Raw genomic sequence first — 24,401 nt, 5'->3', positions numbered from 1 at the left:
CAGCCGCCGCTACGAGATAAGCAAGTCAGCTGAGCAATTTGATAAGTAACCGAGGGAAATACAGCCGCACATCCAAAAACCAGGCGGATCTATCCGCATAACGTTCGATTGGATTGTACCTCAAATTTTTCATAGGGCCACTCCCTTTAAATCAATGGCTGCCTGCTTACGGAGCAAACGACACATGCCGGATGATGTAACGCACCACAAAGAAACTGATGATAAACAGCGCCGCCAACCCGAGCAGGAAAAAAATGAGGATCTTATCCCCTAAGGAAAAAAGCTTCATGGGTTCCACCTCGCAATTTTCCCTTAATTATACAGGAAAGTGAGCTGTATGTTAATTTTTGTTGCAATCAAAAACGCCTCAGTGAAGATAACATAGTTGAATCCTATATAAAGGAAAAGGCCCCCACCTTTGGGAACCTTTAATTGATATCAGACGCCAGTTCTATATTATATGAATGACCCTCGTTTTACCGATGCTGCTCCCGAATCGCCCGTACGATCCGATCCGCCCGTTGATCTTCTTTGTATGAATGAACCACAAGCATCGCATGAATGACGCCCGGAATGTAGCCGATACATGTAAGGATGATGCTTAAGATGAACTGTCCCAATTTACCGCAGCTCAGAACGGCCAGCGGCGGAAGAAAGCATAATAAATAACGCATTGGCGTTAACCTCGTTTCTGTTTGAATGATCTATAATACGCGAACGCTGTATCTTCGTTTCATTTTGCTCCGTACTCATTTTTGGGTAATAAAAAGAAACGCTTGAGATGATATAAGGAGGACATGACATGTGCGGACGGTATACATTGGCGGTTGAAGAAGAGGATCTCGTCCAGCCATTTGGCATCGATGATGTCCAGTATGAGATGACTCCTCGGTATAATATAGCCCCGACCCAAACGGTTGCTGGCGTTCGAAGCGATCACGGAAAGCGGATCTTGCAGGGGTTTCACTGGGGGCTGCTTCCGTTCTGGGCCAAGACGAAAAAGATGGCCTACCGTACGTTTAATGCCCGTGCGGAGTCGATTGACAGCAAGCCGGCATTTCGGTCAGCTTTTCCTGAGAAACGAATGGTTGTGTTGGCAGACGGATTCTACGAGTGGACTCATGAAGGCGAGCATAAGCAGCCCTACCGGTTCCGGGTGAAATCGAGAGACGTGTTTGCTTTTGCCGGCCTGTACGATGATTGGAAAAGCCCTGAGGGCGAGCTGATCACGAGCTGCACCATCATAACGACAAAACCGATTTCCCTTACGAAGAAGGTGCACGACCGTATGCCCGTTATTCTTGGTGAGGAAGAGCTGAACATCTGGCTGGATCCCAGCGTGTCCGATAAGGACTTGCTGCAGGGGCTGCTGCGGCCTTACGAGGCAGAGGACATGTACTCCTATCCCGTGTCGAGGTCGGTCGGAAATGTACGGAACGAAGGTGAAAAATTGATTGAGAAAATCGCCCTGAATTCCAAATGAAAATGCAAAAGAGGACCTCCGGGTCATCCGTTAGTCCTCGTCTGATCAAGAAACAACAAACTGAACGACAACCGGGGTACCGGGGTCCAACACATCGCCTCCAGGAATGGTAAGCGTCGTTGTTGTCACTGACGAAACGTCGGCCGTCTGCATCAAACCATTCAAATAAAGGTTGTAGTAGTTGAACGTCCCCGGAAATGCCGTAGCAGCCACTCCAGCGTCATTGGTGAAGGCCGTTGCGGCTATAGCGAAGGTCGCTCCGGTTCCTGTACCTGCACCAATGGTCGAAGTGAATCTCACGCTGTTCTGATATGGGGTAACGATGGGCATATTCTCCCCTCCCTTCTTGGTTGAGGATCATATAGGTTTTCACACCAAAATCTTTGAAAACCATCGGATCCTCTACCCTATTAAATGCAAGAAGGATAGGATTGGCTTGGGAGAAAATACGAAAAGGTGCTAGACTGTAATATTCGCCGTTAACTGCACCGTTTCCAAAACAATGGGAGTCCCCGCATATATCGTCGTGCTTTGCGGTGGAAAATATAGTTCCAACGGATTGATGCTGTACGAATTCCCCGGCTGGATGATCCCATTGATATAGAGGTTGCTGAAACTATTGGGACCAAGCGTCGAAAAATCGGCAACCGCATCGCCTTCATCATTCGTGAATTGGCTCGCCGCAACCGCGGCTGACGCGGTTAAATCCAGATCGGTCTCCGGCTCATAAAAATAACGGGCAGCCGTCGGCAGCACAGTTACTCCTGGTATAACGACGGGTCCAGGCGGGCCCTGCGGACCTTCGGGTCCTTCCGGTCCAGCCGGCCCTTGAATGCCCGGTGCGCCTGGTGCCCCTTGCATCCCTGGTACCCCTTGAGGGCCAGGGCCACCCGGTTGTCCGGGGAGACCCTGTACACCTTGCGGCCCCTCCGGCACGCGCAGACCTGACGTCCCGGGAGGGCCCTGCACCCCCTGTAGGCCTTGCGGTACGGGAATCCCGGGCAGTCCTGCCGTACCATCCGTTCCCCGTTCCCCCTGAAGCCCATGATCGCCCTGCATTCCGGTCAACAGCGCCAGCTCTGCTTTGATTTGTGCCTTGGCTTCCTCGATTGCCGCTTGTAAGGCATGCTGATCCATCAAATGTCGGATCTTCCGTTTTCTTTTAGGGTTTACCTTTTTGCAAACGACGGCCCTTTTGGTTCTTTTCGCGCCGATGCATTTTATTTTCTTCTTTACATATGTGCGCTTCGTTTTTCCTCCTTTTCCCATTGGCAGCACCCTTCCCTTAAAAATATTAGGAATATGTGTATATGACATAAGTATATGTCCAATGCACATCATGGGAGTGGACTATTCGCCTTCTTCAGTATTACCTCTCTCTCATTCCCTGCCACCTTTTCCCTTGCGGTAAAGATAGGCCCAGCTGGTCCACCGTCCGGACCACGATATGCATGATCAGGTCCTCAATGGCCGCCGGATGGTTATAAAAGGCTGGCACGGGAGGCATAATCGTCGTGCCCATGCGGGACAGCGCCAGCATATGCTCCAGATGGATATCGTTCAGCGGCGTTTCGCGCGTAAGCAGGATCAATTTTTTTCGTTCCTTCAAAATGACGTCGGCTGCCCGGGTGAGCAAGTTGTCGCTTAATCCCATGCGGATGGAGGCGAGCGTCTTCATGCTGCAGGGCGCTACGATCATGCCGTCCATCTGGAATGATCCGCTTGAAATAGCTGCTCCCAAATCTTTGTAACCGTACACTTGATCTGCAAGTTTCTCGACTTCTTTGACCGTGTAGGGGGTTTCATACCGGATATTTGCAGCTGCCCATGGAGAGACTACGGCATGCGTTTCGACGCCCGCCTCCTTTAACGCTTGAAGCAGCCTGATGCCGAATATCGCGCCCGTCGCTCCGGACATGCCCACGATGATTTTCATAAGCCCTCTCTCCTTCGCATCCGCAAATGCAAGTTTCACTTATTTCTTTTGATGAGTCATGGTGCTGAAGTTCCATCGGCGGCAGCAAACAAACGAATGGCGAGCTTGCGTATTTCCTCCGGATAACCGGCGAAGGAGGCTTGAAGCGGTGCATAGCCATCCGGCCATTCATTCGGAGAAAGGCAATTGTATACGATCTTTGTCGTCGCAGCCTTTCGTTTTTCCTCCTGATCCAGGTAAGCGACAAGCGGCAGGACCGGCTGATCAGCAAAATGCAGGATTCTGTCCGGATGGCAGCGGGTGGCCGCCGCCCAGACGACCTGATCAATCCGGCTGGGATCGATATCATCGTTCACGACGATGATTTTCGGAATGTAGGAGCCGCCGCGGCAGGCGAACACTACCTCTCCGATTCGGCGGGCGAGTTCCTTCGAATCGGCATATGCCCCCGAGGAATCTACCGTCACGACAAGCCAATGGACCGCGGATTCGAACGGGATGAAGCAGCTGCGGACAGGCAAGCGATGGCGCCGCAGTTCATGCTGAATGCTTGCGGCGATTGCGACGCCCCAGTTGGTATGATTCTCTTCGGGCGGCAACCCTGCAGCCACCGCCGGCATGATCGGGTCAAGACGGTGAGTCATCGCCGTAACGCGGAAACACGGCACTTCTTTCTCGTGCCCTACCCACGTATATCCCGCATACTCCCCCATCGGACCTTCAGGTACGGTCTCATTCAAGGATACAAAGCCTTCAATGACGATTTCGCTGCTTGCCGGTACCTTAAGATCATGGCTTTCGCAGCCGACGACTTGAAGCGGTTTGCCGTACCATCCGCCCAGCAAATCGGCTTCGTTCGCGCCGTCAGGCAGAGGATATCCGGCGATCATGGCGATGCCCGGATCCACGCCAAGACAAAGCGCATACGGCATGTCCTGGCCGATCTCCTTCCACTGCTCGTATATTTTGCCGATATGCTGGGTTGGCACGATAACGCCGGCCATCGTCCTTTTGCCATGCAGCATGACCCGCGTAATCGACCAGTTCACCCAGGATCCGTCAGGCGAGCGTACGATCAAAATGCCGTATGTGTTGATGTAGCGGCCGCCGTCGCCGACATGCAGGTACGGAATCGGAAGGCTCGTCAGATCGATGTCCTCCCCGAACAGTTTCTTCTCCTTGCACGGCCCGTCCGGCACTTCCTGCGGCGGCAGCGGTTTGGCTTCGGGGAGATGGGACCAAGCCTCAACCAGCTCCGCAATACCCGTCTCGGCGGGGAGCCCCAGCGAAAGCGCGATCCGCAAAAAAGGATGACGTTCATTCGGACTGAGACCGACTGGTGCACCCAGCACGCGAAATCCAGGGGCGCTGTCCTTGATCTTGCAAAACAGCGGCGCCGGGGCCGGCCGTTCATAGGCGTAACGGATCATCGCTCCCATTTCCAGATTCCAATCCACCTCCTGTTCGATCTTGATCATATCGCCGTATTGCTCCAAGGCCTCGATATATTCCCGAAAATCGATGCCGGCTGCATGAAATGTTTTCATTGCCTAACCTCCCGAGTACTTAAAAATGTCTGCATACAAAGCTTACATCCGAGCTTCTTTATATGTAAAATATATATTAAAGTGGTTTACAATATAAAAAATATATGCCAGTGAAGAGGGACGAGAATATGGATTTAAAAAAATTGGCCTATTTCGTGACGATCGTCGAAGAAGGACAAATTACCCGCGCCGCGCAGCGGCTGCACATCGCCCAGCCTCCATTGAGCCTTCAGCTCAAATCCCTGGAGGAAGATCTGGGTGTGACCCTGATCGAACGTGAAAACAAAAAATTTGAGATTACCCCGGCCGGATGGACGCTGTATAAACGAGCTAAAGAGGTGCTCCACTCGATTGACGGGATGGTGGCGGAAATTCATGATCAGGAACAAGGTATGCGCGGCACGCTATCCATCGGTACGGTCATGTCCTGCGTTCCCTACCTGCCTTCCGTCGTCAAACAGTTCCAGCAAACTTATCCCCGGGTGACCTTCCGATTATGGGAGGATGATTCCTATCGGGTGGAAGAGCTGCTTCAGCAAAAAAGAATCGAACTGGGGCTCGTCAGGCTTCCCCTGCAGTCCGATTTAGGCGCCTATACGCCGGAGGTATCGATTGACCGGCTGCATACCGAACCCTTGGTAGCGATTCCGCCGGTCTCCATAGCGCTGGATGGACCGACCCTCGCGGTCGAGGAGTTATGCTGCCATCCACTGCTGATTTTGCGCGGACAGGGGGACTACGGAGTTTACCACCGGTTTATGGACATTTGCAAAATCAGGGGGCTGAAACCAAACATAGTATGCGAGAGCCCCGACGTATCAACGCTAATGCTCCTCGCCGAATCCGGCATCGGGATTGCCGTCGTTCCCCGCTCGGCTCTGCTGCTCCGCCTGGATCAAATAAGGCATGCCGAAATTGATCCGCCCATTGAATCCGATACCGCCATCGTCACGCTGAAGGGGCAATATCTCTCGGCAGCGGCCCGGAATTTCAAACAGCTGCTGCTCGGATCGATGGGAAATGGCCGAAGCTAAAAAACCTTCCGTTTCCATCATTTGCGAAAGGTCTTATATTTTATGGCACAACGATGGCTGCATCATAGAAAAATGCAAATCGCTTTCCATTCGGGTACAATAAAAACAAACGACCTATGGAGGCTGCAACGATGAATATGGAAGAAGAACCAAAGCAACAGGCGATTCCCGCCGAAGACGACCAAGGTAATTTCAAGCTGCTCGACACCCAGCGTATACTTTCGATCACGTCCGAAATCGAAGGCGACGAGGACAGTGCGGCGATTTTCCATTACGACGACGGCAAAAAGTACAAATACGTGCACAGTGAGAAAGCCATGAAACAGTTCGGGGAGTGGATTCAAAAAGGGGAAGGTTAAACGCTATGTTGAGGATCGAAGGGCTGCCGCTAGGCAGCTTTTTTAATAGGCTTGCTGCTATAAAAGAGAACGTGTCCACTCTTCATGGTTAAATAAAAATGCCTCCTTGCAGTACCATTAGTGGTACAACAAGGAAGCAAACAACACCTAGCTATTATTATTGGGCTTAGAAATTTCTTTACGTATCTCTAAAAACATCAGATATAATCTAAGGAAGAAACCAATGAACAGTCCCACCCCTATGATAAATCCTACTTGCCCCAACCATACTAAAATGCAAGAAATTGCACAACCTAATAATATCAACCCTATGAGTTTCATTTTCAGGTCTCCTATGATGTTAATTTGCTGGTTTAAATACGAGCAGAACGATTCCATCCTTTACATATAATCCAATAAATGCTATTACAGACCATTTTATAAGATGAGCAGGTGTATCGCTAGGTCAAAAAATATTAGAATTGTTCGTAAGTCAATGTAAAAATAAGCCTACAGGTGTTTGTGACTCTGTGGTTTTACTTTTATGATATAGTATGTAAAAAATCCGCTCTTTTACTTTTGTTGCTACACATAAGGAGTGTTTTGATTTGATGAGAAGATTTGCTACGTTCTTACTTAGCGTAATAATTAGCGTAATTGTTTGCTATACCCTGGCAGCAGTAAGCGGTGCAGGTGATACTGGCCTTATTGTTTCATTATTAATTACGATCTCGCTTCAAATCTCATTCTTAACGGTGGTCTGCATTTTTAAAAAATCATAGCAACAAACGCATGAAAAAGGATTCGTTATTCGGATGCTTTTTTCAATTTCAAAATTATTAATAATTAACACAGATAGTTGAACGGCTAAATAACGGAGAATGCAATGAACGCAACTTCTAGAAACAAAAAAGGGTAAATTCAACCTCATTGCGGACGTATTTATTACCACCACGAATCCAGTAAGATTCAAATATCAAATGGGTCATACACGGTTAGGGTTACTCCCTCAGCGCTGTGGATACTGTTTTTAAGAGCAAACTGATCCGCTCATCCATGCCCTTCTCCCTTGGGCTCTTGATTCGAAAAATAAAGCCCCAAACACTCACGAGGGCATTAAAATAGCGTTCCTTACCATTTCGGTAACGTGTACACACGTCACAGAGAAGATGAAAAAGGATGCCAACGAGAAGATAAGGGTCCATTTCGGTGACATCCTGAATTTCAAGTTTGATCGCGACAAGAACCCAACGCCGTGATTTTTGCAAGAAATGTGATTTTTTTCGTGATTTTACGAGAAAAGGCTCCCTCGCGGGAGCCTTTCTCTTTACTAATATATTCAGGCTTTGGGAGCCTTATATTACATCATGCCGCCCATTCCGCCCATGCCGCCCATGTCTGGAGCAGCAGCCTTCTCAGGTTCAGGCTTGTCGGCGATTACGGCTTCTGTTGTCAGGAACATAGCCGCAACGGAAGCTGCGTTTTGCAGCGCGGAACGCGTTACTTTGGCAGGGTCAACGATACCTGCTTCGAACATGTTCACCCACTCGTCCGTAGCTGCGTTGTAGCCGATGCCCACTTTTTCTTTCTTCAAGCGGTCCACGATCACGGAACCTTCTTGACCAGCGTTGGCAGCGATCGTGCGGATTGGCTCTTCGAGAGCGCGCAGAACGATGTTCACGCCTGTCTTCTCGTCGCCAGCCACGTCTACGGCAGCTACTGCATGGTATACGTTCACGAGAGCTGTACCGCCACCGGATACGATACCTTCTTCAACCGCAGCGCGGGTTGCGTTCAGGGCGTCTTCGATGCGCAGTTTGCGCTCTTTCAGTTCGGTTTCGGTTGCAGCACCGACTTTGATAACGGCTACGCCGCCGGCCAGTTTAGCCAGACGCTCTTGCAGTTTCTCTTTGTCGAACTCGGAAGTGGTTTCTTCCAGCTGCGAACGGATTTGGGAGATACGAGCGTTGATGTCGCTCTTCTCGCCGCTTCCGTCAACGATGGTTGTGTTTTCTTTCGTTACGCGCACTTGACGGGCGTTACCCAGTTGCTCGATGGATGTGCTCTTCAGATCCAGGCCGAGCTTCTCGGTGATCACTTGGCCGCCAGTCAGGGCAGCGATATCCTGCAGCATCGCTTCGCGACGATCGCCGAAGCCAGGAGCTTTAACAGCTACCGCGTTGAACGTGCCGCGCAGTTTGTTCACGATCAGCATCGCTTGAGCTTCGCCTTCGATGTCTTCGGCGATGATCACAAGCGGTCTTGCTTGTTGAACGATTTTTTCAAGCAGCGGCAGGATTTCCTGCGTGTTGCTGATTTTCTTGTCAGTGATCAGGATGTATGGATTTTCAAGCACAGCTTCCATTTTATCCGTATCAGTGATCATGTATGGGGAAATGTAGCCGCGGTCGAACTGCATACCTTCCACGACTTCAAGCTCTGTAGCGAATCCGCGGGATTCTTCAACGGTGATTACGCCGTCCTTGCCCACTTTTTCCATCGCTTCGGCGATCAGTTGGCCCACTTCTTCGTCAGCTGCGGAAATGGAAGCAACTTGAGCGATTTCTTGTTTCCCTTTAACTTCGTTTGCGATGTTCTTCAGCTCGGCAACTGCCGCTTTAACCGCTTTGTCGATCCCTTTGCGGACAACCATTGGGTTAGCGCCTGCAGTTACGTTCTTCAGACCCTCGCGGATCATGGCTTGAGCCAGAACCGTAGCGGTCGTCGTACCGTCACCGGCTACATCGTTGGTTTTGGTTGCTACTTCTTTAACGAGCTGAGCGCCCATGTTTTCAAAAGCGTCTTCCAGTTCGATTTCTTTAGCGATCGTCACACCGTCATTGGTAATGAGCGGGCTGCCGAATTTTTTCTCCAGAACGACGTTGCGGCCTTTAGGTCCGAGCGTCACTTTTACAGCGTTAGCCAAAGCGTCTACACCACGCAGCATGGAGCGGCGTGCGTCTTCACTGAAACGGATATCTTTTGCCATGTTGATAAAAACCTCCCATAAATGATATAGATGTTGCTCATATGTTCAGGCTCTTCGCCGAAAATTCAATCCTCGCCGGATCAAAAAGTCGCTTAGCCTACGATTGCATGTATGTCGCTTTCTTTCATAATCAAATATTCTTTACCTTCATATTTGATTTCTGTTCCGGCATATTTGGAGAACAACACACGGTCGCCTTCTTTGACTTCCAAAGGAACGCGTGCCCCATCTTTAACGGCTCCGCTGCCAACAGCGATAATTTTGCCTTCTTGCGGCTTTTCCTTGGCGGAGTCCGGAAGGACAATCCCGAACGAAGTTGTTTCCTCTTGTTGGATTGGTTCTACCAAAACGCGGTCACCCAAAGGTTTGATCATGAAAAATAGCCTCCTTATTTAGTATGTTGTGCTGCGGTTAAAGTCTGGTTGACGATTCTTGTTAGCACTCGACAACGTTCAGTGCTAACAACCACTTTTATGATACTCAACTTGGGAACAGATTTCAAGTCCTCTTTGAAGCATTTTTCTAAGAACTTTACACTTTTCATAGCACGTCCGCCGAACCCGTCCCATCCTGCACCGGACAAGCCTGTCACAGGCCTCCGCAGCGAATAAGACACCCTCCATCATTGTATCCACCGGAATCCGAAATATGCCGTCTTCCGTGATTTCTGAAAAAGAAATGCCGTTTTCGAAGAAAAGAAAAAAGCATCCTTTTTCCGTCCAGAAAAAGAATGCCTGTGTCCTCTTATTGCGGTTCGGCCGGGAACCGGTATCTGGCCTCCACCGCCGCATCCGCGGCCAGCTGCTTGCGGTACACGACGGAGGATAAAAACACGCTGAACTCATACAGCACGAGCAGCGGAATCGTCACGAGAAAATCCGAGATGAAATCCGGCGGCGTAATGACGATCGCGATAAATACGAGGGCGAAATAGGCGACCTTCCGCATTTTCCGCAGCCGCAGCGGGTTCAGGATCCGCAGCTTGGTCAGAAACATGACGATGATCGGCAGCTCGAACAGCAGCGCCACCGGTACGACCAGCGTAAACAAAAAGCTGAAGTATTGGGAGATGCCGTACGTCTCCTTCAGTCCCATCGACTCGGTCACCTGGGTCGTAAAGCCCAGCGCCATCGGGAATACAACGTAATAGCCGAAGGCAAGTCCGGCCAGAAACAGCAGAAATACGTAAGGCACATAGCGCAGCGCGGCCTTGCGTTCCACTTCGCGGAGCCCCGGGCTGACGAAGGCCCACAGCTGGTACGCCGTAAACGGAATCGTCGCCACAAGCGATACGATCATGGCGATCTTCATGTACATGCCGATCCCGTCCCAGAAGGAAAATGCGTGCAGCTCGAAATCCTTGGCCGAGTCGACGCTGATCAGGTACTGGTAGATGGGATTGGCGCAGACCAGGCCGACCACAAGCCCGAGCACGAGCACAACGAGGACGTAAATGATCCGTTTGCGCAGCTCGCCCAAATGCTCGACGATCGACATTTCTTCCTGTTTTTCCACGATGAGGTCACCTTCCTTCGCTTTAAGCCTTCCGGACAAAACAAAATCCCTCCCCGCAAGGAAGGGATGGATATGGACTGCCTGGACTTCTCCCTGAAGTCACTCCGGCAGGCGCTTATCTTGGGCAGCGCTGCTCTGCACAGGTGCAGGCTGCGTTTCGCTTGCGGCCAGCGGCTTAGGCTCGCTCTTGCGCGGCGCCTGATCGTCTTCGCCGATGATATCGCGGGCACCGTCCTTGAACTCGCGGAATGTGCGGCCGACGGCCCGTCCGAGTTCAGGGAGCTTGTTGGGTCCAAACAGCAGCAATGCCAAAATGACCAGCAAAATAATGCCTGGCACACCGATTCCACTCAGCATATGGTATTCTCCTCTCTGTACTTTACTCTTAACCAAAATCCGGATATGTAACACACCGTGTCCGAGTAAAGCAGATCATTGATGGATGTTTGCATGTCGATTGGGCTTGTTCACAGCTATGACATAAAATTGCCACATCGCCATCATACCATATCACGGATCATTACAATATCAAATAAGTGTGACAATTTTGAAAAAAGTCAGGTAAATGCTGGATTATTGGCGGTATTGCCCGGTCACCATCAGCAGCGCTTCCGGCAGCTGGTCCATAATGGCCGCCAAGTGCTCGTGCACGCCCTTGGGCGAGCCCGGCAGGTTGACGATCAGCGTCCGTCCGCGGATGCCGACAATGCCGCGGAACAGCATCGCCGCGCGGTTCTTCTGCATGACGGTTGCCCTCATCGCCTCCGCGATGCCCGGCACCTCCCGCTCGATGACCCGGCGGGTGGCCTCCGGCGTTACGTCCCGGATCGCCAGCTCCGTACCTCCGGTCGTGAGCACCAGGTCCGCCTGGAAATAATCGGTTAACTCAATGAGCGACGCGATAATATCATCCTGCTCGTCGGGAACGATGCGGTATTCCACGATCTCCCCGCCCAATTCCTCCTCCACCAGCTCCCGGATGACCTGTGCGCTCGTATCTTCACGTTCACCTCGGGCTCCCTTATCGCTTGCCGTCAGGATCGCTGTTCTCCACACCATAAGATCACCCCTCCTCCTTTAACCCTAAGTTCTTATCCTTGTGAACCGTCTGATCCGAGCAGGTCCTTCTTCGACTATACTCAAGCTTCGCGGCTGTAGTCGCCGCTCTTGCCCCCGGTCTTGGATTCCAGCCGGGTCGGACCGATGACCATATCCTTCTGCAGCGCCTTGCACATGTCGTAGACCGTCAGAGCGGCAGCCGATACGGCGGTCAGCGCCTCCATTTCGACACCGGTCTTGCCCGTAGTCTTCACAGTTCCTTCTATATAAAGTTCATCATTTCCGTTATCGCTGAAATGAATATCAATGCCTGTCAGCGGCAGTGGGTGGCACATCGGAATGATATCCGACGTTTTCTTCGCCGCCATGACGCCGGCAACGGAAGCGACGGCGAGTACGTCTCCTTTGCCGATCCGCCCTTCCTTGATGCGCGCCAGCGTTTCCGGCGCCATCGTGACCGTCGTGCGGGCCACCGCCGTACGCGAGGTGACGTCCTTCTCCGAGACGTCTACCATTTTGGCCCGGCCTTGTTCGTTAAAATGCGTCAGATCCATCGTCAGCCCCCTTGTTCATCGTGTATATCCCTTGGTCGGTTATGAGGACCTGAAGACGGGCGTCGTTCTCGTCCATGGGGACGCGGTCCACGACCTGCGGCGCAAAACCGATCCCGGCCCACAGAGGCATGGCACCGTCCCCGGCCGCAACGCTCCATCGTTCGTAAAGCCTGTCGTAGTAACCCGCACCGTACCCGAGTCTTCCACCTTCGAGATCGAAAGCGAGACCGGGCACCAGCACCGCATCCGGCAGCATCCCGTCCTGCTCGGCCTGCACCCGCTCGGGGTCCGGCTCCAGGATGCCGTATGCGCCGGCCTGAAGCTCGTCCCACCGCCGCAGCCGGTGAATCGTCATGGAACGATCCCCTGGATGGCAGCGCGGGACATACACATCCACGCCCCGAAGCCAGGCCCGCTCGATCAGCGGCCGCGTGTCCAGCTCGCTGCGGAACGGAACGTACACCATCACGCTCCGGCATCCAGCCGCTTCCATCCACGCCGATGCATGACGGCAGGCCTGATCGGAAGCGCGTCTCCGCTCCTCTTCCGGCAGACCATCCCGCACCTGCCGCATGGCAAAGCGAAGACGCGCCTTCTCTTCTTTCATCCAAGCCGCCCCCTGTGGCATCCAACGACGCTTTCGATTTTCAGTCCTGCATCCGTAGATTTGCTCTTATCTTACCACTGTTGCTTCTCTTTCGCCAAGATTGTCCCGAAGTCCTGCACTGCAAGTCGCGCATTCTCAGTATTTCATGTAAACTGATCTTATTAAGATGATAGATGGAGGTTGCAACGTCACATGCTTCTTCAAGCGAGCGGAATCAAAAAATTATTCGGTATCACTCCCGTGCTGGAAGGCATCAACCTGCAGGTTCATGAGAGGGAACGTATCGGCCTCGTCGGCGTCAACGGCGCGGGCAAGTCGACCCTTCTGCAAATTTTGGCAGGGGAAATGTCCTATGACGGCGGGCAAATTTATAAATCGAAGGAAACGACAATCGGGTATCTCGCCCAGAACAGCGGGCTGCAATCCGACCGTACCATTTGGGAAGAAATGCTGGATGTGTTCACCACTTTAATTGAGACGGAAAAAGAGCTCCGGGTGATGGAGCAGCAGATTGCCGATCCGGCGGTCATGGATAATCCGAAGAAATACCAGGATCTGCTGGACCGTTATGCTTCCCGTTCGGATTGGTTCAAGGACCACGGAGGCTACGAAATGGAAACGCGGATCCGCAGCGTGCTGCACGGCATGGGCTTTGGCAGCTTTGCACCGGAGACACCGATCGCCACGCTCAGCGGCGGGCAGAAGACGCGGCTTGCGCTGGCGCGCATCCTGCTGCAGGCCCCGGATCTGCTCATGCTCGACGAGCCGACCAACCACCTGGACATCGCGACGCTGACCTGGCTCGAGGATTATTTGCGCGCGTATTCCGGATCGCTGCTGGTCGTATCCCATGACCGGTATTTTCTGGACCGCCTCGTGACGACCATCGTCGAGATCGAGCGGCATCAATCCAAGCGATATACGGGCAATTACAGCCGGTATATGGAGCTCAAGGCGGCCGAGTACGAATCCCAGATGAAGCAGTATGAGAAACAGCAGGACGAGATCGCCAAAATGGAAGCTTTTATCCAGCGCAACATCGTCCGCGCATCGACCACCAAACGGGCCCAGAGCCGGCGCAAAGCCCTCGAGAAAATGGACCGGATGGACAAGCCGCTCGGCGATTTGAAGAAAGCCCACTTCTCCTTCGAGGTCGAGTACATGTCCGGCAAGGAAGTGCTGCAGGTGCGGGACTTGTCCGTGTCGTTCCAGCCGCCGAAGGCGCTGTTTAAGGACGTATCCTTCGACCTGCGGCGCGGGGAAACGGTCGCGCTCATCGGGCCAAACGGGATCGGCAAATCGACCCTGCTCAAGTGCCTGATCGGAACCAGCCAGCCGCAGACCGGAGCGATCCACTGGGGGACCAAGGTCAAAATCGGGTATTACGACCAGGAGCAGACCAACCTTAATCCTTCCAATACCGTGCTTGAGGAGCTTTGGAGCGCCTACCCGCACATGGAGGAGGCCCGGATTCGCACCGTACTCGGCAACTTCCTGTTCAGCGGCGAGGACGTGCTCAAGAAAATCGCTGCGCTCAGCGGCGGCGAGAAGGCTAGAGTATCGCTGGCCAAGCTGATGCTGCTGGAAGCCAATATGCTTATACTGGACGAGCCGACCAACCATTTGGATCTCTTCAGCAAGGAAGTGCTGGAGTCGGCTCTGATCGATTACGAAGGCACCCTGCTGTTTATTTCGCACGACCGGTACTTCTTGAACAAAATGGCCGAACGCATTATTGAGCTTCATCCCGAAGGGACCGAGCATTACCTCGGCAACTATGACGACTATGTGGCGAAAAAGCAGGAGCTGGAGGAACTCAGCCAAGAAGCGCTTGAACAGGTAGGTGGAGCCGGAGCGAAGAACAGCCCCTCCAAACCGGAGGCAGCAAACGATAACGGCGATAAATCCGGCGTATCTTCGTTCGAGGCCGACAAGCAGGCCAAACGCGAGGAGCGAAATCGTCAGCGCAGGCTTGCCGCACTGGAGGAGCAGATCCAGAGCCTGGAAGAGGAAATTTCGGAACTTGAGGCGGAAATGGCCAAGCCGGAGGTTTACCAGGACTACGTCGCCCTGCAGGAGCATCAGCAGCAGCAGGAGGAAAAGAAAAACCAGCTGGAAACGATTTATGCCGAATGGGAAACATTGGCCGCGGAGTAAGCCGATTTTCCGCAAATGGAGCCGGCGGAAGCTCCAATGTTCGAACTTTTGTCAAATTTACAAAAAAAGTTTTGACGTTAAGATTCCACTTATTCACAGCCTTATCCCCAAAAAAAGTGCATAACTTCCAACAAAGGATGGCCTTAAGGGCCATTTTTTGTTGAGCAAATGCGCCTCTTTGTAAAATATCCATCTTTATCCACCAAATTATCCACATTATCCACAGTTCCCACAGGAAACCTGTGAAAAACCTATCCCCTATTTTCACCCCCCTATAAACCAGCGATTTCATTAAGAAACAGGTGGTTGTGCACAATTTCGGTGGAATATGTGGATAACCTTGTCCACATCTTGACAAGGACCAGGTCCTAAGATATAGCTCCAAAGTAGGTCCTATCCAAGCCGATTTTCCGTTTCTTCCGACAGAATGACAAGAAACTTCGACGGCATAACGGCTTTTTCGTCCCCTATCGTTGGACAACAACCGTCATAACCGTCAAAGATGCAAAACAGCCTGCCGTCTCATCAACGAGACAACAGGCTGTTCATAATTCACAAGGTTTATGTTACTGATTTCCCTCCGGCTCAGGCCGGAACTCATGATCGGGAAAACGTACGGCCGGCTCGGCTTTCAAGCGCGGACGGACCATTCCTCCAGCGAAAATTGCGGCATCGCCCGCAGGTCCAAACCGGCGAACTGCTGCTCCTTCCATTTCAAATAAGCAGCAGCACCGATCATGGCCGCATTATCCGTGCAGTATTTGAACGGCGGGATAATCAGCTCGATGCCTTCCTGCTCGCACTGGCGGGACAGCTCCGCCCGTAGGCCCTTGTTCGCCGCCACGCCCCCGCACAGCAGCAGCTGCTTCGCATGATAAGACTTCACCGCGCGGATCGACTTCGTGACGAGCACTTCCACGACGGATTCCTGGAAGCCGCGCGCAATCGCACCCTCCGCGGCCGGCTCCCCGCGCATCTTGCGCTGGTTCACCACGTTCAGCACCGCCGACTTCAAGCCGCTGAAGCTGAAATCGTAGCTGTCCGGCTCAAGCCAGACCCGCGGAAGCGGAATGGCTTCTTCGGACTCCAGCGCCAGACGGTCCACGTGTGGGCCGCCCGGATACGGGAAGCCGAGCGCCCGCGCCACTTTGTCGTACGCCTCGCCGACCGCGTCATCCCTCGTGCGCCCGATGACTTCGAAGTGGCCCTCCTTTTCCAGGTAGACCAGCTCCGTATGCCCGCCGGAAGTCACCAGCGCCATACACGGGTACTTCAGGTCGGCCACTAGGTTGTTGGCGTAAATATGGCCGGCAATATGATGCGTGCCGATGAGCGGCTTCGAGAGTGCAAACGCCAGACTGGTCGCCGCGACGACGCCCACAAGCAAAGCCCCGACGAGGCCGGGGCCCTGGGTGACGGCAATGGCCGACAAGTCCTGCGGGGTGATGCCCGCGGCCTGCACCGCTTCCTGAAGCATCAGCGTAATATTCTCGACATGCTTGCGGGAAGCGACCTCCGGCACGACCCCGCCGAACGCCTTGTGGGTTTCGATCTGGCTGGCGATCAGGTTGCTGAGCACCTCTTTGCCGTCTTTGACCACCGCGGCGGACGTTTCGTCACAGCTCGTTTCCACCGCCAGAATATAGCATGGTTGTGATTGTATGTTGGCTTGATTCATTTGTGTACTTTCCTTCCTAGCCGCGGGCGTTCTGACTGCGGTCCGGAAACAGCTCGGCCCACATGATCATCGCGTCCTCCTGGTTGTCCGAATAATACCCTTTTCGGAGTCCGGCCGGCTCGAATCCCATTTTCATATATAAATTTTGCGCCACCCGGTTAGAGACCCGGACTTCGAGTGTCATCCGTTTCATGCCAAGCTGCGAGGCTGTCTTCATCAGTTCAAGCAGCAGGCGCTCTCCCCATTTGCGGCCGCGGTACGGGGACAGAACAGCAATATTCGTCACATGCGCTTCGTCAATGACCGTCCACATCCCCGCATATCCGACAGGTTCCCCGTTCCATTCCATCATCATATAACGCGCAAAATGATTATGCGTCAGCTCGTTCCGGAACGCTTCCTCCGTCCAGGGAAGAGTGAATGCGTCATGCTCGATCACCATCACGGCGGGTATATCCTCTAATGTCATCGGACGGAAAGTTAATCCTTCCGCGTCCTGTTTGATCTCCTGCTCCATGATTGTCAAAAGACTCCCTTCACGGCTTGCGCAGGAGCTTTTCAGCTTCGGCAAGCTGCGTATAGTTTGGCACCAGGGCGTGCAGCTCATCCCGCTCTCCCTGGAGGAGGCGGTCCGCACCAAGCTTTCCTACCGGCTCCCCTTTCATATCGCAGGAAGTCAGATGAAGCCGGTCTCCCAGCATGGAATGCAGCCGCAGCGCCGACTCCTGGTGATTGCCGATCTCGCCGACAAAATGGACGGCAGCCGGCCATTCTTCCTCCGGCATCGACAAGAGGAGCTGCTCCAGCTCCTCCACCCACGGCTGCATCAGCCGGATGGCATCGTCCTTCTTCCGCTGCGGGATGCCCGCCTGCCCGGCCGCAAACAAGGCCGTATACGCCTGGCCTCTTCTGGCGTCCACGAGCGGAATGACCCAGCTCGTTCCGCCTGGGGCCCGTGAGTCCGGGCCGGCCATCAGTCCGCTCCAGGCCAGCGCATGCAGGCTGGAAATGCCGGCGACCGGCACGTTCCAGGCCCAGGCCAGCGTCTTGGCGGCCGTGACGGCAATCCGGGTTCCGGTATAAGAACCCGGGCCAACGCCCACAGCGACGCCGTCGACTTGGGATGCTTCCACGCCGGCTTCCCGGAGGCCTTTCTGGATCAAAGGCAGCAGATGGACCGAATGATTCCGCTCGCCTGAAGCCTCGATCGTATGGAGCACGCGGTCGTTCTCCATGACCGCCAGCGCCAGGCAGGCCGTCGAGGTGTCCAGCGCCAAAAACCGCCGCAGCGGCTGTGAATTCTCGTTATTCATGTTGATACGACTCCATTTCTGTTCAAACTGCCGACCCATTCTTCATAAGGCTGTCCATATCCCCGGACCGTAATGCTTCGCTCCGTGAGGCCGACAGTCTCGATGTAGATATGCAAATGCCGGTCCGGCAGCAGTTCTTCGATGATTTGCGACCATTCGACCAGGCTGACGCCGTTTCCGAAGAAGTACTCGTCCAGTCCCAGATCCTCGGCCTCCTCCAGAGACACCCGGTAGACATCCATATGGTAAAAGGGCAGCCGCCCTTCGTATTCCTTAATAATGGTGAATGTGGGGCTGTTTACAACGTCCTGCACCCCAAAATGCCTGGCGAACGCCTGCGAAAAGGCGGTCTTTCCCGCCCCAAGATCGCCGTCCAGGCCGATCACGGTCCCCGGCTCCGCTACGCCTGCCAGCCATGCGGCCAGCGCCTCCGTATCCTCGGGGCTGCGGGAGGAATAGATGAACGGTTTCCCGTTATGATTGCTTTTCACGATGGGATTCCACCTTCTCCTTCCAAATCCTTGAATGCAACTTGCCCTTAATTATATCGGTCAACCCTGACACCCGCAAGGACTGGGGGCCGTGTGTTCCGGGCAGCCTTATCCCTAATCCTCGAGGATGGTCAGCTGCGGCCACTGCCGCTTCCAGTTTTTCGACCGTACCCGGCTGATATAGTAGGCTTTATCTTCAAACCGGGGACTTCTGCGTACGACGAGGCCGAACAGATCGTCCAGCCCGTAAGGGGCCAAGATCTCCAGCCTGTTCCCGGAATCCAGGCGTGCGCCGACTGCGGTCGCTGTCTCCGGCCACCAGCTGACCGCGTCCTCCGAGGAAACGTAAGGCGGATTGCCGTTGCGGATATGCATGCGCGCCTGATTTTTAACAGACCATTTATCATTCCCGGTTTGTTCGATCAGCCTCTGCTCCAGCAGCCATTCGCGTTCCTCCGACAGATCTCCCGGATCATAGAAAATAACGTCAATATCGGTATGGGCCGCCTGGTTCGTAAATCCGTGCAGCCGGTCCCACACCGTCCCCCTGACGTACCCGGCCGCGATGTAGCACTGCGGAAGCCCCAACTCCCGTACCCGTTCCAGATCTTTCATTAAAAGATCATTTTCCAGGATATACTGCCGTAAACGTTCTTCGTAGGACATACGCATCCTCCAATCCCTTTGGCGGCTCATCCGCCGTGTTCCTTCATTATATCACGGAATCACAGAAGTACTGTTGGGGGAGAAAAGCGACAGCGGACTCCCTGGGCTTCCTGCCAACGAGCAAAGCCCCTGTGCTTGAAGGGACAGGGGTTATATTTCGCGCGTAAGGCGTGAATGATCGTATCGAACACTATTTTCGTTTCTTTTTCCACGGCTTGATGACCGAAATGACGAATATGACCAGCGTCAGAACGATCTGAATGAAGACGAACGTATTTCTGAGACCGTGGTTACGGAGAAATCCAGGGTCTTCAAGCGCCTCCGGCCCCATCGTCTCCAGCAAATAGAGATTGGCAAGCATCAGCTTATCCACGACGAAAATGCCGATGAACGTCTGCAGCAGAAACAAAATCCATTTCACGGCCAGCCAGCGGTGCCTGAAGAAGCCCCATGGCGTAAAAAAGCCGTACACGAAGGCGACCGCCAGCGTCCCCACGGCCCCCGTCCGGATCACACCGTCGCTGATGAGCACGATGACTTTATAAGATTTCAGCGTATCTTCATAGCTGTTTAACCCCAGCGCAAAGTTGACGGTCACCGAGCTCAGAATGCCGCCAAAAAACAAGGACACCAATACGATATGCATGATCTTCAGCCATTTCATGGCGGGTGCGCTCATTTTCTTCACATTTGTCCTCCTCCCTTTCCCCAAGCCCGCAACTTTCGGAGTCAGGCCATAAGTCCTATCCTACCGGCCGGAGATTGCAAACCTGTGACAACGATGTACGCAATCCGTGAAATTTGGCGGCAAGCCCCAGCAGCCGCGGAACATGACGAATCAGGGAAGCCGCAGAATCGACAATCATTTTAGGAAAACGGCCATTCGACAAATCTCCACTGACCGGAGTTGTCAGTGAAGTGGGGGTATGATGGGGTTGAAGGGCAAACAGCCCGCAAATTTGCCAATGCGCTGACAGCATCGTCTGCCGGCTTTACATTAAAAAATGAACATGGAGGAGATTCAAATGGAAAAATCTCTCAAGGATCGCAAACCAATCGGATATGTATTCATTCCCGGGGCGGGACTGGACGCCCAAATATGGGACAGGGTGGCAGGGGAGCTGCCGGCGCCTTGCCTGACGGTGGACTATCCGGGCAGAGGAACGAATAACGGAGGAACAAGCAGGCTGTCCTTAAAGGATTATTGTGCACATGTAAAGGAGCAGATCCGCAGCTGGGATGTGGAAAAATTCATTCTGGTCACTCATTCTCTCGGCGGTGTACTCGGTCTGAGCATCGCCGACGAAATGGCGGACCGGGTCGCCGGTTTTGCCGCCATCGGAGCGGTGATCCCGGCAAGCGGGGGATCGTTCACGTCCGCCTTCCCTTCAGGGCAGCGGCTCCTGCTGCCCCTGATGATGCGCTTGTTCGGGACCAAGCCTCCGGAACAAGCCATCCGCCGCGGGCTCTGCAGCGATCTCACCGAGGAGCAGGCCGACGAAATCGTCCGCCGATTTACCCCCGAATCGATCCGGGTCTACACGGACCGGGTAGAGGCTGCTTCCCGGCTTCAGGTCCCTTCGCTGTACATCAAGCTTGGACAGGATCAGGAGCTGAAGCCAGGTCTGCAGGACAAGATGGCCGGAAATTTGGGCGCCCGCGTCGAACGACTTGAGTCCGGCCATATGCCCATGCTGAGCCACCCGGATGAGCTGCGTCAGCTGATCCAAAAGTTTGGTACCTCGGTGTCCGCGGCAGGGTAACGGGCAGCCTGCCGGGTACCCCTGTATGAATTATTGAAAGAGGAGTGCCCTCTTTCTTTTTTTTTACTTGTTACCCGGAGACCTCCAGCCATTTGCGGATGACGGCCTGAAGCACATCCCGCTTGGACTCGACGTCATTCATACCGGTAAATCGGATCGTTGCCCGGTCAGGCGCAGACCATTCCAGCAGCTCCTGCGCATGTTCGAAAAACGGCCTAAGGTCGACAGGATCTTTTGACTTCGCCCCGCGATGCAGCACCAGCCTGAAAAATCCTTTTCCATGCAGATTAAAGGTCACCCTGTCGTCATTTTGGAAGAGAAAGCTTGGGGCGTTCCACTTGATATGCTCGGAGAGCCCTTTATCCGTATTCAATATGATTTTCCGAACTTCCTCCATTTCAGGCTTAAGCGGATGATCCAGCTGTTTCAGAAAATTCTCCACATGCTCGCTGGACGGCTTTGGCACGGTTATCACTCCTGACTTCCGATGATTTTGGTGCACTACATTCGCTGCGACATACCGTATGTCCTGCCTCCGTCCGATCTTTGTGATGACCAACTGAATATCAAAATAAAAAAAGTGCGTAATCACCTCACGCACTTTTTTCTATCTCTTTTCCCGGGGTCTATGGACTGCCGATCAACCCGCTCAAGATTCGGACAAAACCGCTGTCTCTTCCCCGGCCAGCACCGGTCCGCTCTCCCATACCCGACTCGGAATTTCGCGCCTGAGTACCGGCAGCACTTCCTCCGCGAACCGCTGCAGCTGCTCTTGCTGCTCCGACTCGGTCAACCCATCCACGCCGATGCTCAGCACCGTATGGCCAAACGCCTCATGGTAATTCATTATTTTCTCGATGACCTTTTCAGGGCTGCCGATCAGCGCCGGGCCGTTCTCGATCTGATCCTCCAGGCTGTGAAAAGGCGATTGGTTATGCTTTGCCGATTCCGTTGCGCTGAAGGCCGTATAATACGGCCGGTACCGCCGGATCGCTTCCTCGGTCGTATTTCCCAAGTACAGGCTCCCGGAGCCCGCGCCGACGACCGCTTTGGCGGGATCATGGCCGTAATAGGCAAGACGTTCGCGGTAATGATCGATCAGCGCTTTATACTTGGCCTGCGGATGGAAGGCGTTGGAGGAAAAAATCGGCTCCCCGAACTTGGCCGCCAGCTCGGTCGAGCGCGTACTTGAGGCGCTGCCGTGCCAAACCGGAATGGAGGCCTGATATGGACGGGGGAACGTCGTCACTTCCCGCAGCGGCGGCCGGTACTTTCCTTCCCAAGTGACGTTTTCTTCAGTCCACAATTGTTTCAGCAGCCTGTACCGCTCTTCCATCGAATCCCACTGCTCTTCCTCCGTAATGCCGAACAGCGGATAATGCCGGGGGTCGTTTCCTTTGCCGATGATCATCTCCAGCCGGCCGCCGGACAAATGGTCCAGTGTGGCATAATCCTCAGCCACCCGCACCGGATCCAGCACGCTCAGCACGGTCACCGTCGTCAGCAGGCGGATGCGGGTCGTGCGGGATGCGATGGCGGTCAGCACCACGGGCGGCGCCGAGGACAGGAAGGGAGCTCCGTGCCGTTCTCCCACACCGTAAGCGTCAAAGCCGAGCGTCTCGGCGAGGACCGCCTGCGAGATGACGTTGTGGAACTTTTGCTGCGCGGTCAAGGACTCCCCTGTTACTGCATTGGGAAGATTCATCATAAGGCTAAATACAGCCACTTTCATATGGAATCTGGCCTCCTATCCATTCAAAATCAGTTAAGTTCGGTCGGCTGCTCCAGGCGTGGTCCGGCACCTGCCGCTTCCTTCCGTTTGCGCAGAAGGAGCGCCAGCGGAATGGCCAGCGCCACCAGCGCGCTCGCGAACAAAAACGCATCGTCGATGCTCCGCGTATATGCCTCGCGGCGTATCCACTCCGTGCCCTGCGCCGCATAGTTAGCGTGCAGATGGGACTCGTGCACGCTCATCCGCGCATAAAACACCGACGTAAACATGCCGAGCGCTCCCGCGCTGAATAGCTGCCGCAGCCAGTTGATCAGGGCCGACGCATGGCCCGATTCGGACTGCGGAACCGCCGCCATCGCCGCGCTGGTCGCCGGTGTCAGTGACAGCCCCGTACCGACGTTGCGGATCGCCAGCCAGATCATGACGGAGACGAGCGTCGTTTCCGTGCCGAGCCGGCTGAAACGAAAAGTCGTCACCAGCAGGATCAGGCTGCCCAGGGCAATCAGCGCTGCCGGCCCAAATGTGCGGTATCCTTTACCTGACAGGAACGTGGCCAAGGTCAGACACGCGGCCGCGGGAAGAAAGAGCAGCCCGACTTGAAAAGACGACAGCCCTTGAACTTCTTCCAGGAACAGCGGGACAAAGTATACGCCGGAGTAGAGGGCAAAGGACAGGATCAGCGATACACCGAGGCTCGCGGCGAACGTGAAATTGCCGAACAGCCTGAGGTTCAGCAGCGGCTCCTTCGCGCGCAGCTCGAGCCGGATGAAAAGAGCGGTGCAAGCGCCGCCGATCAGGAGGCAGCCCCACGTCCAGGCCGACGTCATGCCCCAGGCGTGCAGATTGCCGAACAGCAGCAGAATGGCAAGGCTGCCCACAGTGGCCAGCAGGAGTCCGGCGGCATCCAGACGCTTTTGCGGACCCCGAACGTCCTTCGGGAGCAGGATACGGCCCGCCAACCAGGCCAGAATGCCGGCCGGCAGCGTCACGAGAAAAATCAGGTGCCAGTCGTGCTGCTGAAGCCACCCGCTAACCGAGGGGCCCACCGCCGTGCCAAGCACCGTCGAAAACGACCAGACGCTGACCGCTAGAGGCTGTCTTCCTCGCGGCAGCGTCTGATAAATCATGGCCAGGGACACGGGCTGAATCAGTCCGCACCATAAGCCCTGCAAGATGCGGAAGAAAATCAGCGCATGAATATTCCAGGACAGGGAACACATCACGGAACTGACGGTGATTCCGGCCAGCGACAGCAGAAACATCCGCCTGCCGCCGAAACGGCTGGAGAGATAGCCGCTGACGGGAGCAATCATGCCGAAGGCCAGCGTAAAGCCCGTAATGATCCACTGCACCGTCCCGAGGCCGGTGTGAAAGATGCCGATAAAGCCGGGCAGCGAAACGTTTAAGGAAACCATGGGGTACATGCCCACAAAGGAACCGCAGAACAGGGTGAGCAGAACCGGCCAAAACGGCAGACTGCCCTGCCCTTCTTCGGCCTTTGCCGCGGCAGCATTCATCGTGACTGACAATTCATAACCT

The 24,401-nt window shown here is 54.2% G+C and carries 27 protein-coding genes; 5 read left to right on the top strand and 22 right to left on the bottom strand.

Annotation, left to right across the window (positions count from 1 at the left end; all coding sequences use genetic code 11):
• Positions 1-166: 166 nt before the first annotated feature.
• Entirely contained in the window at positions 167-289 is a 123-nt protein-coding gene (locus BCV73_RS36035; protein ID WP_256993088.1) for a hypothetical protein, read from the bottom strand.
• A gap of 187 nt (positions 290-476) precedes the next feature.
• A complete protein-coding gene (locus tag BCV73_RS33535) occupies positions 477-674 on the bottom strand; it encodes a YqaE/Pmp3 family membrane protein (RefSeq protein ID WP_076174899.1) in 198 nt (65 codons plus the stop codon).
• 128 nt (positions 675-802) lie between these two features.
• Here BCV73_RS33535 and BCV73_RS33530 point away from each other — a divergent pair, with 128 nt between their 5' ends.
• The gene (locus BCV73_RS33530; RefSeq protein WP_089549955.1) at positions 803-1,483 is read left to right on the top strand and encodes an SOS response-associated peptidase; all 681 of its coding nucleotides are present in this window, start codon (positions 803-805) and stop codon (positions 1,481-1,483) included.
• Between the two features lie 45 nt (positions 1,484-1,528).
• Here BCV73_RS33530 and BCV73_RS33525 read toward each other — a convergent pair whose 3' ends face one another.
• The 4 genes from BCV73_RS33525 to BCV73_RS33510 all read right to left on the bottom strand — a co-directional run bounded on the left by BCV73_RS33525 (position 1,529) and on the right by BCV73_RS33510 (position 4,966).
• Positions 1,529-1,813 (bottom strand): DUF4183 domain-containing protein, encoded by a 285-nt coding sequence (locus BCV73_RS33525; protein WP_076174904.1) that lies wholly within the window; start codon positions 1,811-1,813, stop codon positions 1,529-1,531.
• A gap of 129 nt (positions 1,814-1,942) precedes the next feature.
• A complete protein-coding gene (locus BCV73_RS33520; protein ID WP_218828216.1) occupies positions 1,943-2,620 on the bottom strand; it encodes a DUF4183 domain-containing protein in 678 nt (225 codons plus the stop codon).
• A 232-nt stretch (positions 2,621-2,852) separates the two neighbouring features.
• A complete protein-coding gene (locus tag BCV73_RS33515; RefSeq protein ID WP_089549953.1) occupies positions 2,853-3,419 on the bottom strand; it encodes a UbiX family flavin prenyltransferase in 567 nt (188 codons plus the stop codon).
• Positions 3,420-3,475: 56 nt separating this feature from the next.
• Entirely contained in the window at positions 3,476-4,966 is a 1,491-nt protein-coding gene (locus BCV73_RS33510; RefSeq protein WP_089549952.1) for a UbiD family decarboxylase, read from the bottom strand.
• Between the two features lie 128 nt (positions 4,967-5,094).
• Between BCV73_RS33510 and BCV73_RS33505 the strand changes: the two genes are divergently transcribed.
• Together BCV73_RS33505 and BCV73_RS33500 are read left to right on the top strand one after the other, a co-directional pair.
• The gene (locus BCV73_RS33505; RefSeq protein ID WP_089549951.1) at positions 5,095-6,000 is read left to right on the top strand and encodes a LysR family transcriptional regulator; all 906 of its coding nucleotides are present in this window, start codon (positions 5,095-5,097) and stop codon (positions 5,998-6,000) included.
• Between the two features lie 131 nt (positions 6,001-6,131).
• Positions 6,132-6,359: a hypothetical protein gene (locus BCV73_RS33500; RefSeq protein ID WP_089549950.1), complete on the top strand. Its 228-nt coding sequence runs from the start codon at positions 6,132-6,134 to the stop codon at positions 6,357-6,359.
• Positions 6,360-7,698: 1,339 nt separating this feature from the next.
• Here BCV73_RS33500 and groL read toward each other — a convergent pair.
• The 7 genes from groL to BCV73_RS33460 form a co-directional block, all read right to left on the bottom strand.
• The gene (gene groL / locus BCV73_RS33490; RefSeq protein WP_089549948.1) at positions 7,699-9,327 is read right to left on the bottom strand and encodes a chaperonin GroEL; all 1,629 of its coding nucleotides are present in this window, start codon (positions 9,325-9,327) and stop codon (positions 7,699-7,701) included.
• A 92-nt stretch (positions 9,328-9,419) separates the two neighbouring features.
• The gene (gene groES, locus BCV73_RS33485) at positions 9,420-9,701 is read right to left on the bottom strand and encodes a co-chaperone GroES (protein WP_076174926.1); all 282 of its coding nucleotides are present in this window, start codon (positions 9,699-9,701) and stop codon (positions 9,420-9,422) included.
• A 370-nt stretch (positions 9,702-10,071) separates the two neighbouring features.
• On the bottom strand, positions 10,072-10,845 hold the full coding sequence (tatC, locus tag BCV73_RS33480) for a twin-arginine translocase subunit TatC (protein WP_089550500.1): 774 nt from the start codon (positions 10,843-10,845) through the stop codon (positions 10,072-10,074).
• Positions 10,846-10,941: 96 nt separating this feature from the next.
• Positions 10,942-11,196 carry a twin-arginine translocase TatA/TatE family subunit gene (gene tatA / locus BCV73_RS33475; protein WP_089550499.1) on the bottom strand — a complete coding sequence of 85 codons (255 nt, stop codon included), beginning with the start codon at positions 11,194-11,196 and terminating at the stop codon, positions 10,942-10,944.
• A 219-nt stretch (positions 11,197-11,415) separates the two neighbouring features.
• The gene (locus BCV73_RS33470; protein WP_076174928.1) at positions 11,416-11,901 is read right to left on the bottom strand and encodes a MogA/MoaB family molybdenum cofactor biosynthesis protein; all 486 of its coding nucleotides are present in this window, start codon (positions 11,899-11,901) and stop codon (positions 11,416-11,418) included.
• Positions 11,902-11,981: 80 nt separating this feature from the next.
• On the bottom strand, positions 11,982-12,455 hold the full coding sequence (moaC, locus tag BCV73_RS33465; RefSeq protein WP_076174931.1) for a cyclic pyranopterin monophosphate synthase MoaC: 474 nt from the start codon (positions 12,453-12,455) through the stop codon (positions 11,982-11,984).
• The gene (locus BCV73_RS33460; RefSeq protein WP_256993086.1) at positions 12,436-13,062 is read right to left on the bottom strand and encodes a 5-formyltetrahydrofolate cyclo-ligase; all 627 of its coding nucleotides are present in this window, start codon (positions 13,060-13,062) and stop codon (positions 12,436-12,438) included. The genes moaC and BCV73_RS33460 overlap by 20 nt, the downstream gene beginning before the upstream one ends.
• A 192-nt stretch (positions 13,063-13,254) precedes the next feature.
• On the opposite strand from BCV73_RS33460, the gene BCV73_RS33455 reads away from it, so the two are divergent.
• Positions 13,255-15,219, top strand: a complete 1,965-nt coding sequence (locus BCV73_RS33455) for an ABC-F family ATP-binding cassette domain-containing protein (RefSeq protein WP_089549946.1) — start codon at positions 13,255-13,257, stop codon at positions 15,217-15,219.
• A gap of 631 nt (positions 15,220-15,850) precedes the next feature.
• Here the strand turns inward: BCV73_RS33455 and tsaD are convergent.
• The 6 genes from tsaD to BCV73_RS33425 form a co-directional block, all read right to left on the bottom strand.
• Entirely contained in the window at positions 15,851-16,897 is a 1,047-nt protein-coding gene (gene tsaD, locus BCV73_RS33450; RefSeq protein WP_089549945.1) for a tRNA (adenosine(37)-N6)-threonylcarbamoyltransferase complex transferase subunit TsaD, read from the bottom strand.
• A gap of 16 nt (positions 16,898-16,913) precedes the next feature.
• A complete protein-coding gene (rimI, locus tag BCV73_RS33445) occupies positions 16,914-17,414 on the bottom strand; it encodes a ribosomal protein S18-alanine N-acetyltransferase (RefSeq protein ID WP_089549944.1) in 501 nt (166 codons plus the stop codon).
• 19 nt (positions 17,415-17,433) lie between these two features.
• Complete coding sequence (tsaB, locus tag BCV73_RS33440; protein ID WP_089549943.1) at positions 17,434-18,210, bottom strand: tRNA (adenosine(37)-N6)-threonylcarbamoyltransferase complex dimerization subunit type 1 TsaB; 777 nt, start codon at positions 18,208-18,210, stop codon at positions 17,434-17,436.
• Positions 18,207-18,701 carry a tRNA (adenosine(37)-N6)-threonylcarbamoyltransferase complex ATPase subunit type 1 TsaE gene (gene tsaE, locus BCV73_RS33435; RefSeq protein WP_481855826.1) on the bottom strand — a complete coding sequence of 165 codons (495 nt, stop codon included), beginning with the start codon at positions 18,699-18,701 and terminating at the stop codon, positions 18,207-18,209. Before tsaE ends, tsaB begins: the two co-directional genes overlap by 4 nt.
• A gap of 114 nt (positions 18,702-18,815) precedes the next feature.
• Positions 18,816-19,367 (bottom strand): nucleotidyltransferase family protein, encoded by a 552-nt coding sequence (locus tag BCV73_RS33430; protein WP_076174951.1) that lies wholly within the window; start codon positions 19,365-19,367, stop codon positions 18,816-18,818.
• A gap of 190 nt (positions 19,368-19,557) precedes the next feature.
• Entirely contained in the window at positions 19,558-20,046 is a 489-nt protein-coding gene (locus BCV73_RS33425) for a DUF2269 domain-containing protein (protein ID WP_256993190.1), read from the bottom strand.
• A gap of 346 nt (positions 20,047-20,392) precedes the next feature.
• Here BCV73_RS33425 and BCV73_RS33420 point away from each other — a divergent pair, with 346 nt between their 5' ends.
• Positions 20,393-21,130, top strand: a complete 738-nt coding sequence (locus BCV73_RS33420; RefSeq protein WP_089549941.1) for an alpha/beta fold hydrolase — start codon at positions 20,393-20,395, stop codon at positions 21,128-21,130.
• Positions 21,131-21,200: 70 nt separating this feature from the next.
• On the opposite strand, the gene BCV73_RS33415 is transcribed toward BCV73_RS33420, so the two are convergent.
• The 3 genes from BCV73_RS33415 to BCV73_RS33405 all read right to left on the bottom strand — a co-directional run bounded on the left by BCV73_RS33415 (position 21,201) and on the right by BCV73_RS33405 (position 24,391).
• Complete coding sequence (locus BCV73_RS33415) at positions 21,201-21,596, bottom strand: DUF1801 domain-containing protein (protein WP_256993084.1); 396 nt, start codon at positions 21,594-21,596, stop codon at positions 21,201-21,203.
• A 183-nt stretch (positions 21,597-21,779) separates the two neighbouring features.
• Positions 21,780-22,862, bottom strand: coding sequence for an LLM class flavin-dependent oxidoreductase (locus tag BCV73_RS33410; RefSeq protein ID WP_076174959.1), 1,083 nt, complete (start codon positions 22,860-22,862; stop codon positions 21,780-21,782).
• A gap of 29 nt (positions 22,863-22,891) precedes the next feature.
• Positions 22,892-24,391 carry a DHA2 family efflux MFS transporter permease subunit gene (locus tag BCV73_RS33405; RefSeq protein ID WP_256993083.1) on the bottom strand — a complete coding sequence of 500 codons (1,500 nt, stop codon included), beginning with the start codon at positions 24,389-24,391 and terminating at the stop codon, positions 22,892-22,894.
• Between the last annotated feature and the right edge of the window lie 10 nt (positions 24,392-24,401).

The organism is Paenibacillus sp. SSG-1 (genome assembly GCF_002224835.1).
GTDB classification, from domain to species: domain Bacteria; phylum Bacillota; class Bacilli; order Paenibacillales; family Paenibacillaceae; genus Paenibacillus_AQ; species Paenibacillus_AQ favisporus.
This window is presented reverse-complemented; position numbering and strand designations above follow the sequence as displayed.

Bases quoted from the DNA above. Each gene is read 5' to 3' on its own strand.
- BCV73_RS33520 (WP_218828216.1), bottom strand. From the start codon at position 2,620: ATGGATCAGCATGCCTTACAAGCGGCAATCGAGGAAGCCAAGGCACAA.
- BCV73_RS33515 (WP_089549953.1), bottom strand. From the start codon at position 3,419: ATGAAAATCATCGTGGGCATGTCCGGAGCGACGGGCGCGATATTCGGC.
- BCV73_RS33460 (WP_256993086.1), bottom strand. From the start codon at position 13,062: ATGAAAGAAGAGAAGGCGCGTCTTCGCTTTGCCATGCGGCAGGTGCGG.
- tsaD (WP_089549945.1), bottom strand. From the start codon at position 16,897: ATGAATCAAGCCAACATACAATCACAACCATGCTATATTCTGGCGGTG.
- rimI (WP_089549944.1), bottom strand. From the start codon at position 17,414: ATGGAGCAGGAGATCAAACAGGACGCGGAAGGATTAACTTTCCGTCCG.
- groES (WP_076174926.1), bottom strand. From the start codon at position 9,701: ATGATCAAACCTTTGGGTGACCGCGTTTTGGTAGAACCAATCCAACAA.
- BCV73_RS33430 (WP_076174951.1), bottom strand. From the start codon at position 19,367: ATGTCCTACGAAGAACGTTTACGGCAGTATATCCTGGAAAATGATCTT.
- BCV73_RS33470 (WP_076174928.1), bottom strand. From the start codon at position 11,901: ATGGTGTGGAGAACAGCGATCCTGACGGCAAGCGATAAGGGAGCCCGA.
- BCV73_RS33530 (WP_089549955.1), top strand. From the start codon at position 803: ATGTGCGGACGGTATACATTGGCGGTTGAAGAAGAGGATCTCGTCCAG.
- BCV73_RS33500 (WP_089549950.1), top strand. From the start codon at position 6,132: ATGAATATGGAAGAAGAACCAAAGCAACAGGCGATTCCCGCCGAAGAC.
- BCV73_RS33425 (WP_256993190.1), bottom strand. From the start codon at position 20,046: ATGAGCGCACCCGCCATGAAATGGCTGAAGATCATGCATATCGTATTG.
- BCV73_RS36035 (WP_256993088.1), bottom strand. From the start codon at position 289: ATGAAGCTTTTTTCCTTAGGGGATAAGATCCTCATTTTTTTCCTGCTC.
- BCV73_RS33535 (WP_076174899.1), bottom strand. From the start codon at position 674: ATGCGTTATTTATTATGCTTTCTTCCGCCGCTGGCCGTTCTGAGCTGC.
- BCV73_RS33410 (WP_076174959.1), bottom strand. From the start codon at position 22,862: ATGAAAGTGGCTGTATTTAGCCTTATGATGAATCTTCCCAATGCAGTA.
- BCV73_RS33525 (WP_076174904.1), bottom strand. From the start codon at position 1,813: ATGCCCATCGTTACCCCATATCAGAACAGCGTGAGATTCACTTCGACC.
- groL (WP_089549948.1), bottom strand. From the start codon at position 9,327: ATGGCAAAAGATATCCGTTTCAGTGAAGACGCACGCCGCTCCATGCTG.
- BCV73_RS33505 (WP_089549951.1), top strand. From the start codon at position 5,095: ATGGATTTAAAAAAATTGGCCTATTTCGTGACGATCGTCGAAGAAGGA.
- BCV73_RS33510 (WP_089549952.1), bottom strand. From the start codon at position 4,966: ATGAAAACATTTCATGCAGCCGGCATCGATTTTCGGGAATATATCGAG.
- tsaB (WP_089549943.1), bottom strand. From the start codon at position 18,210: ATGAATAACGAGAATTCACAGCCGCTGCGGCGGTTTTTGGCGCTGGAC.
- BCV73_RS33420 (WP_089549941.1), top strand. From the start codon at position 20,393: ATGGAAAAATCTCTCAAGGATCGCAAACCAATCGGATATGTATTCATT.
- BCV73_RS33455 (WP_089549946.1), top strand. From the start codon at position 13,255: ATGCTTCTTCAAGCGAGCGGAATCAAAAAATTATTCGGTATCACTCCC.
- moaC (WP_076174931.1), bottom strand. From the start codon at position 12,455: ATGGATCTGACGCATTTTAACGAACAAGGCCGGGCCAAAATGGTAGAC.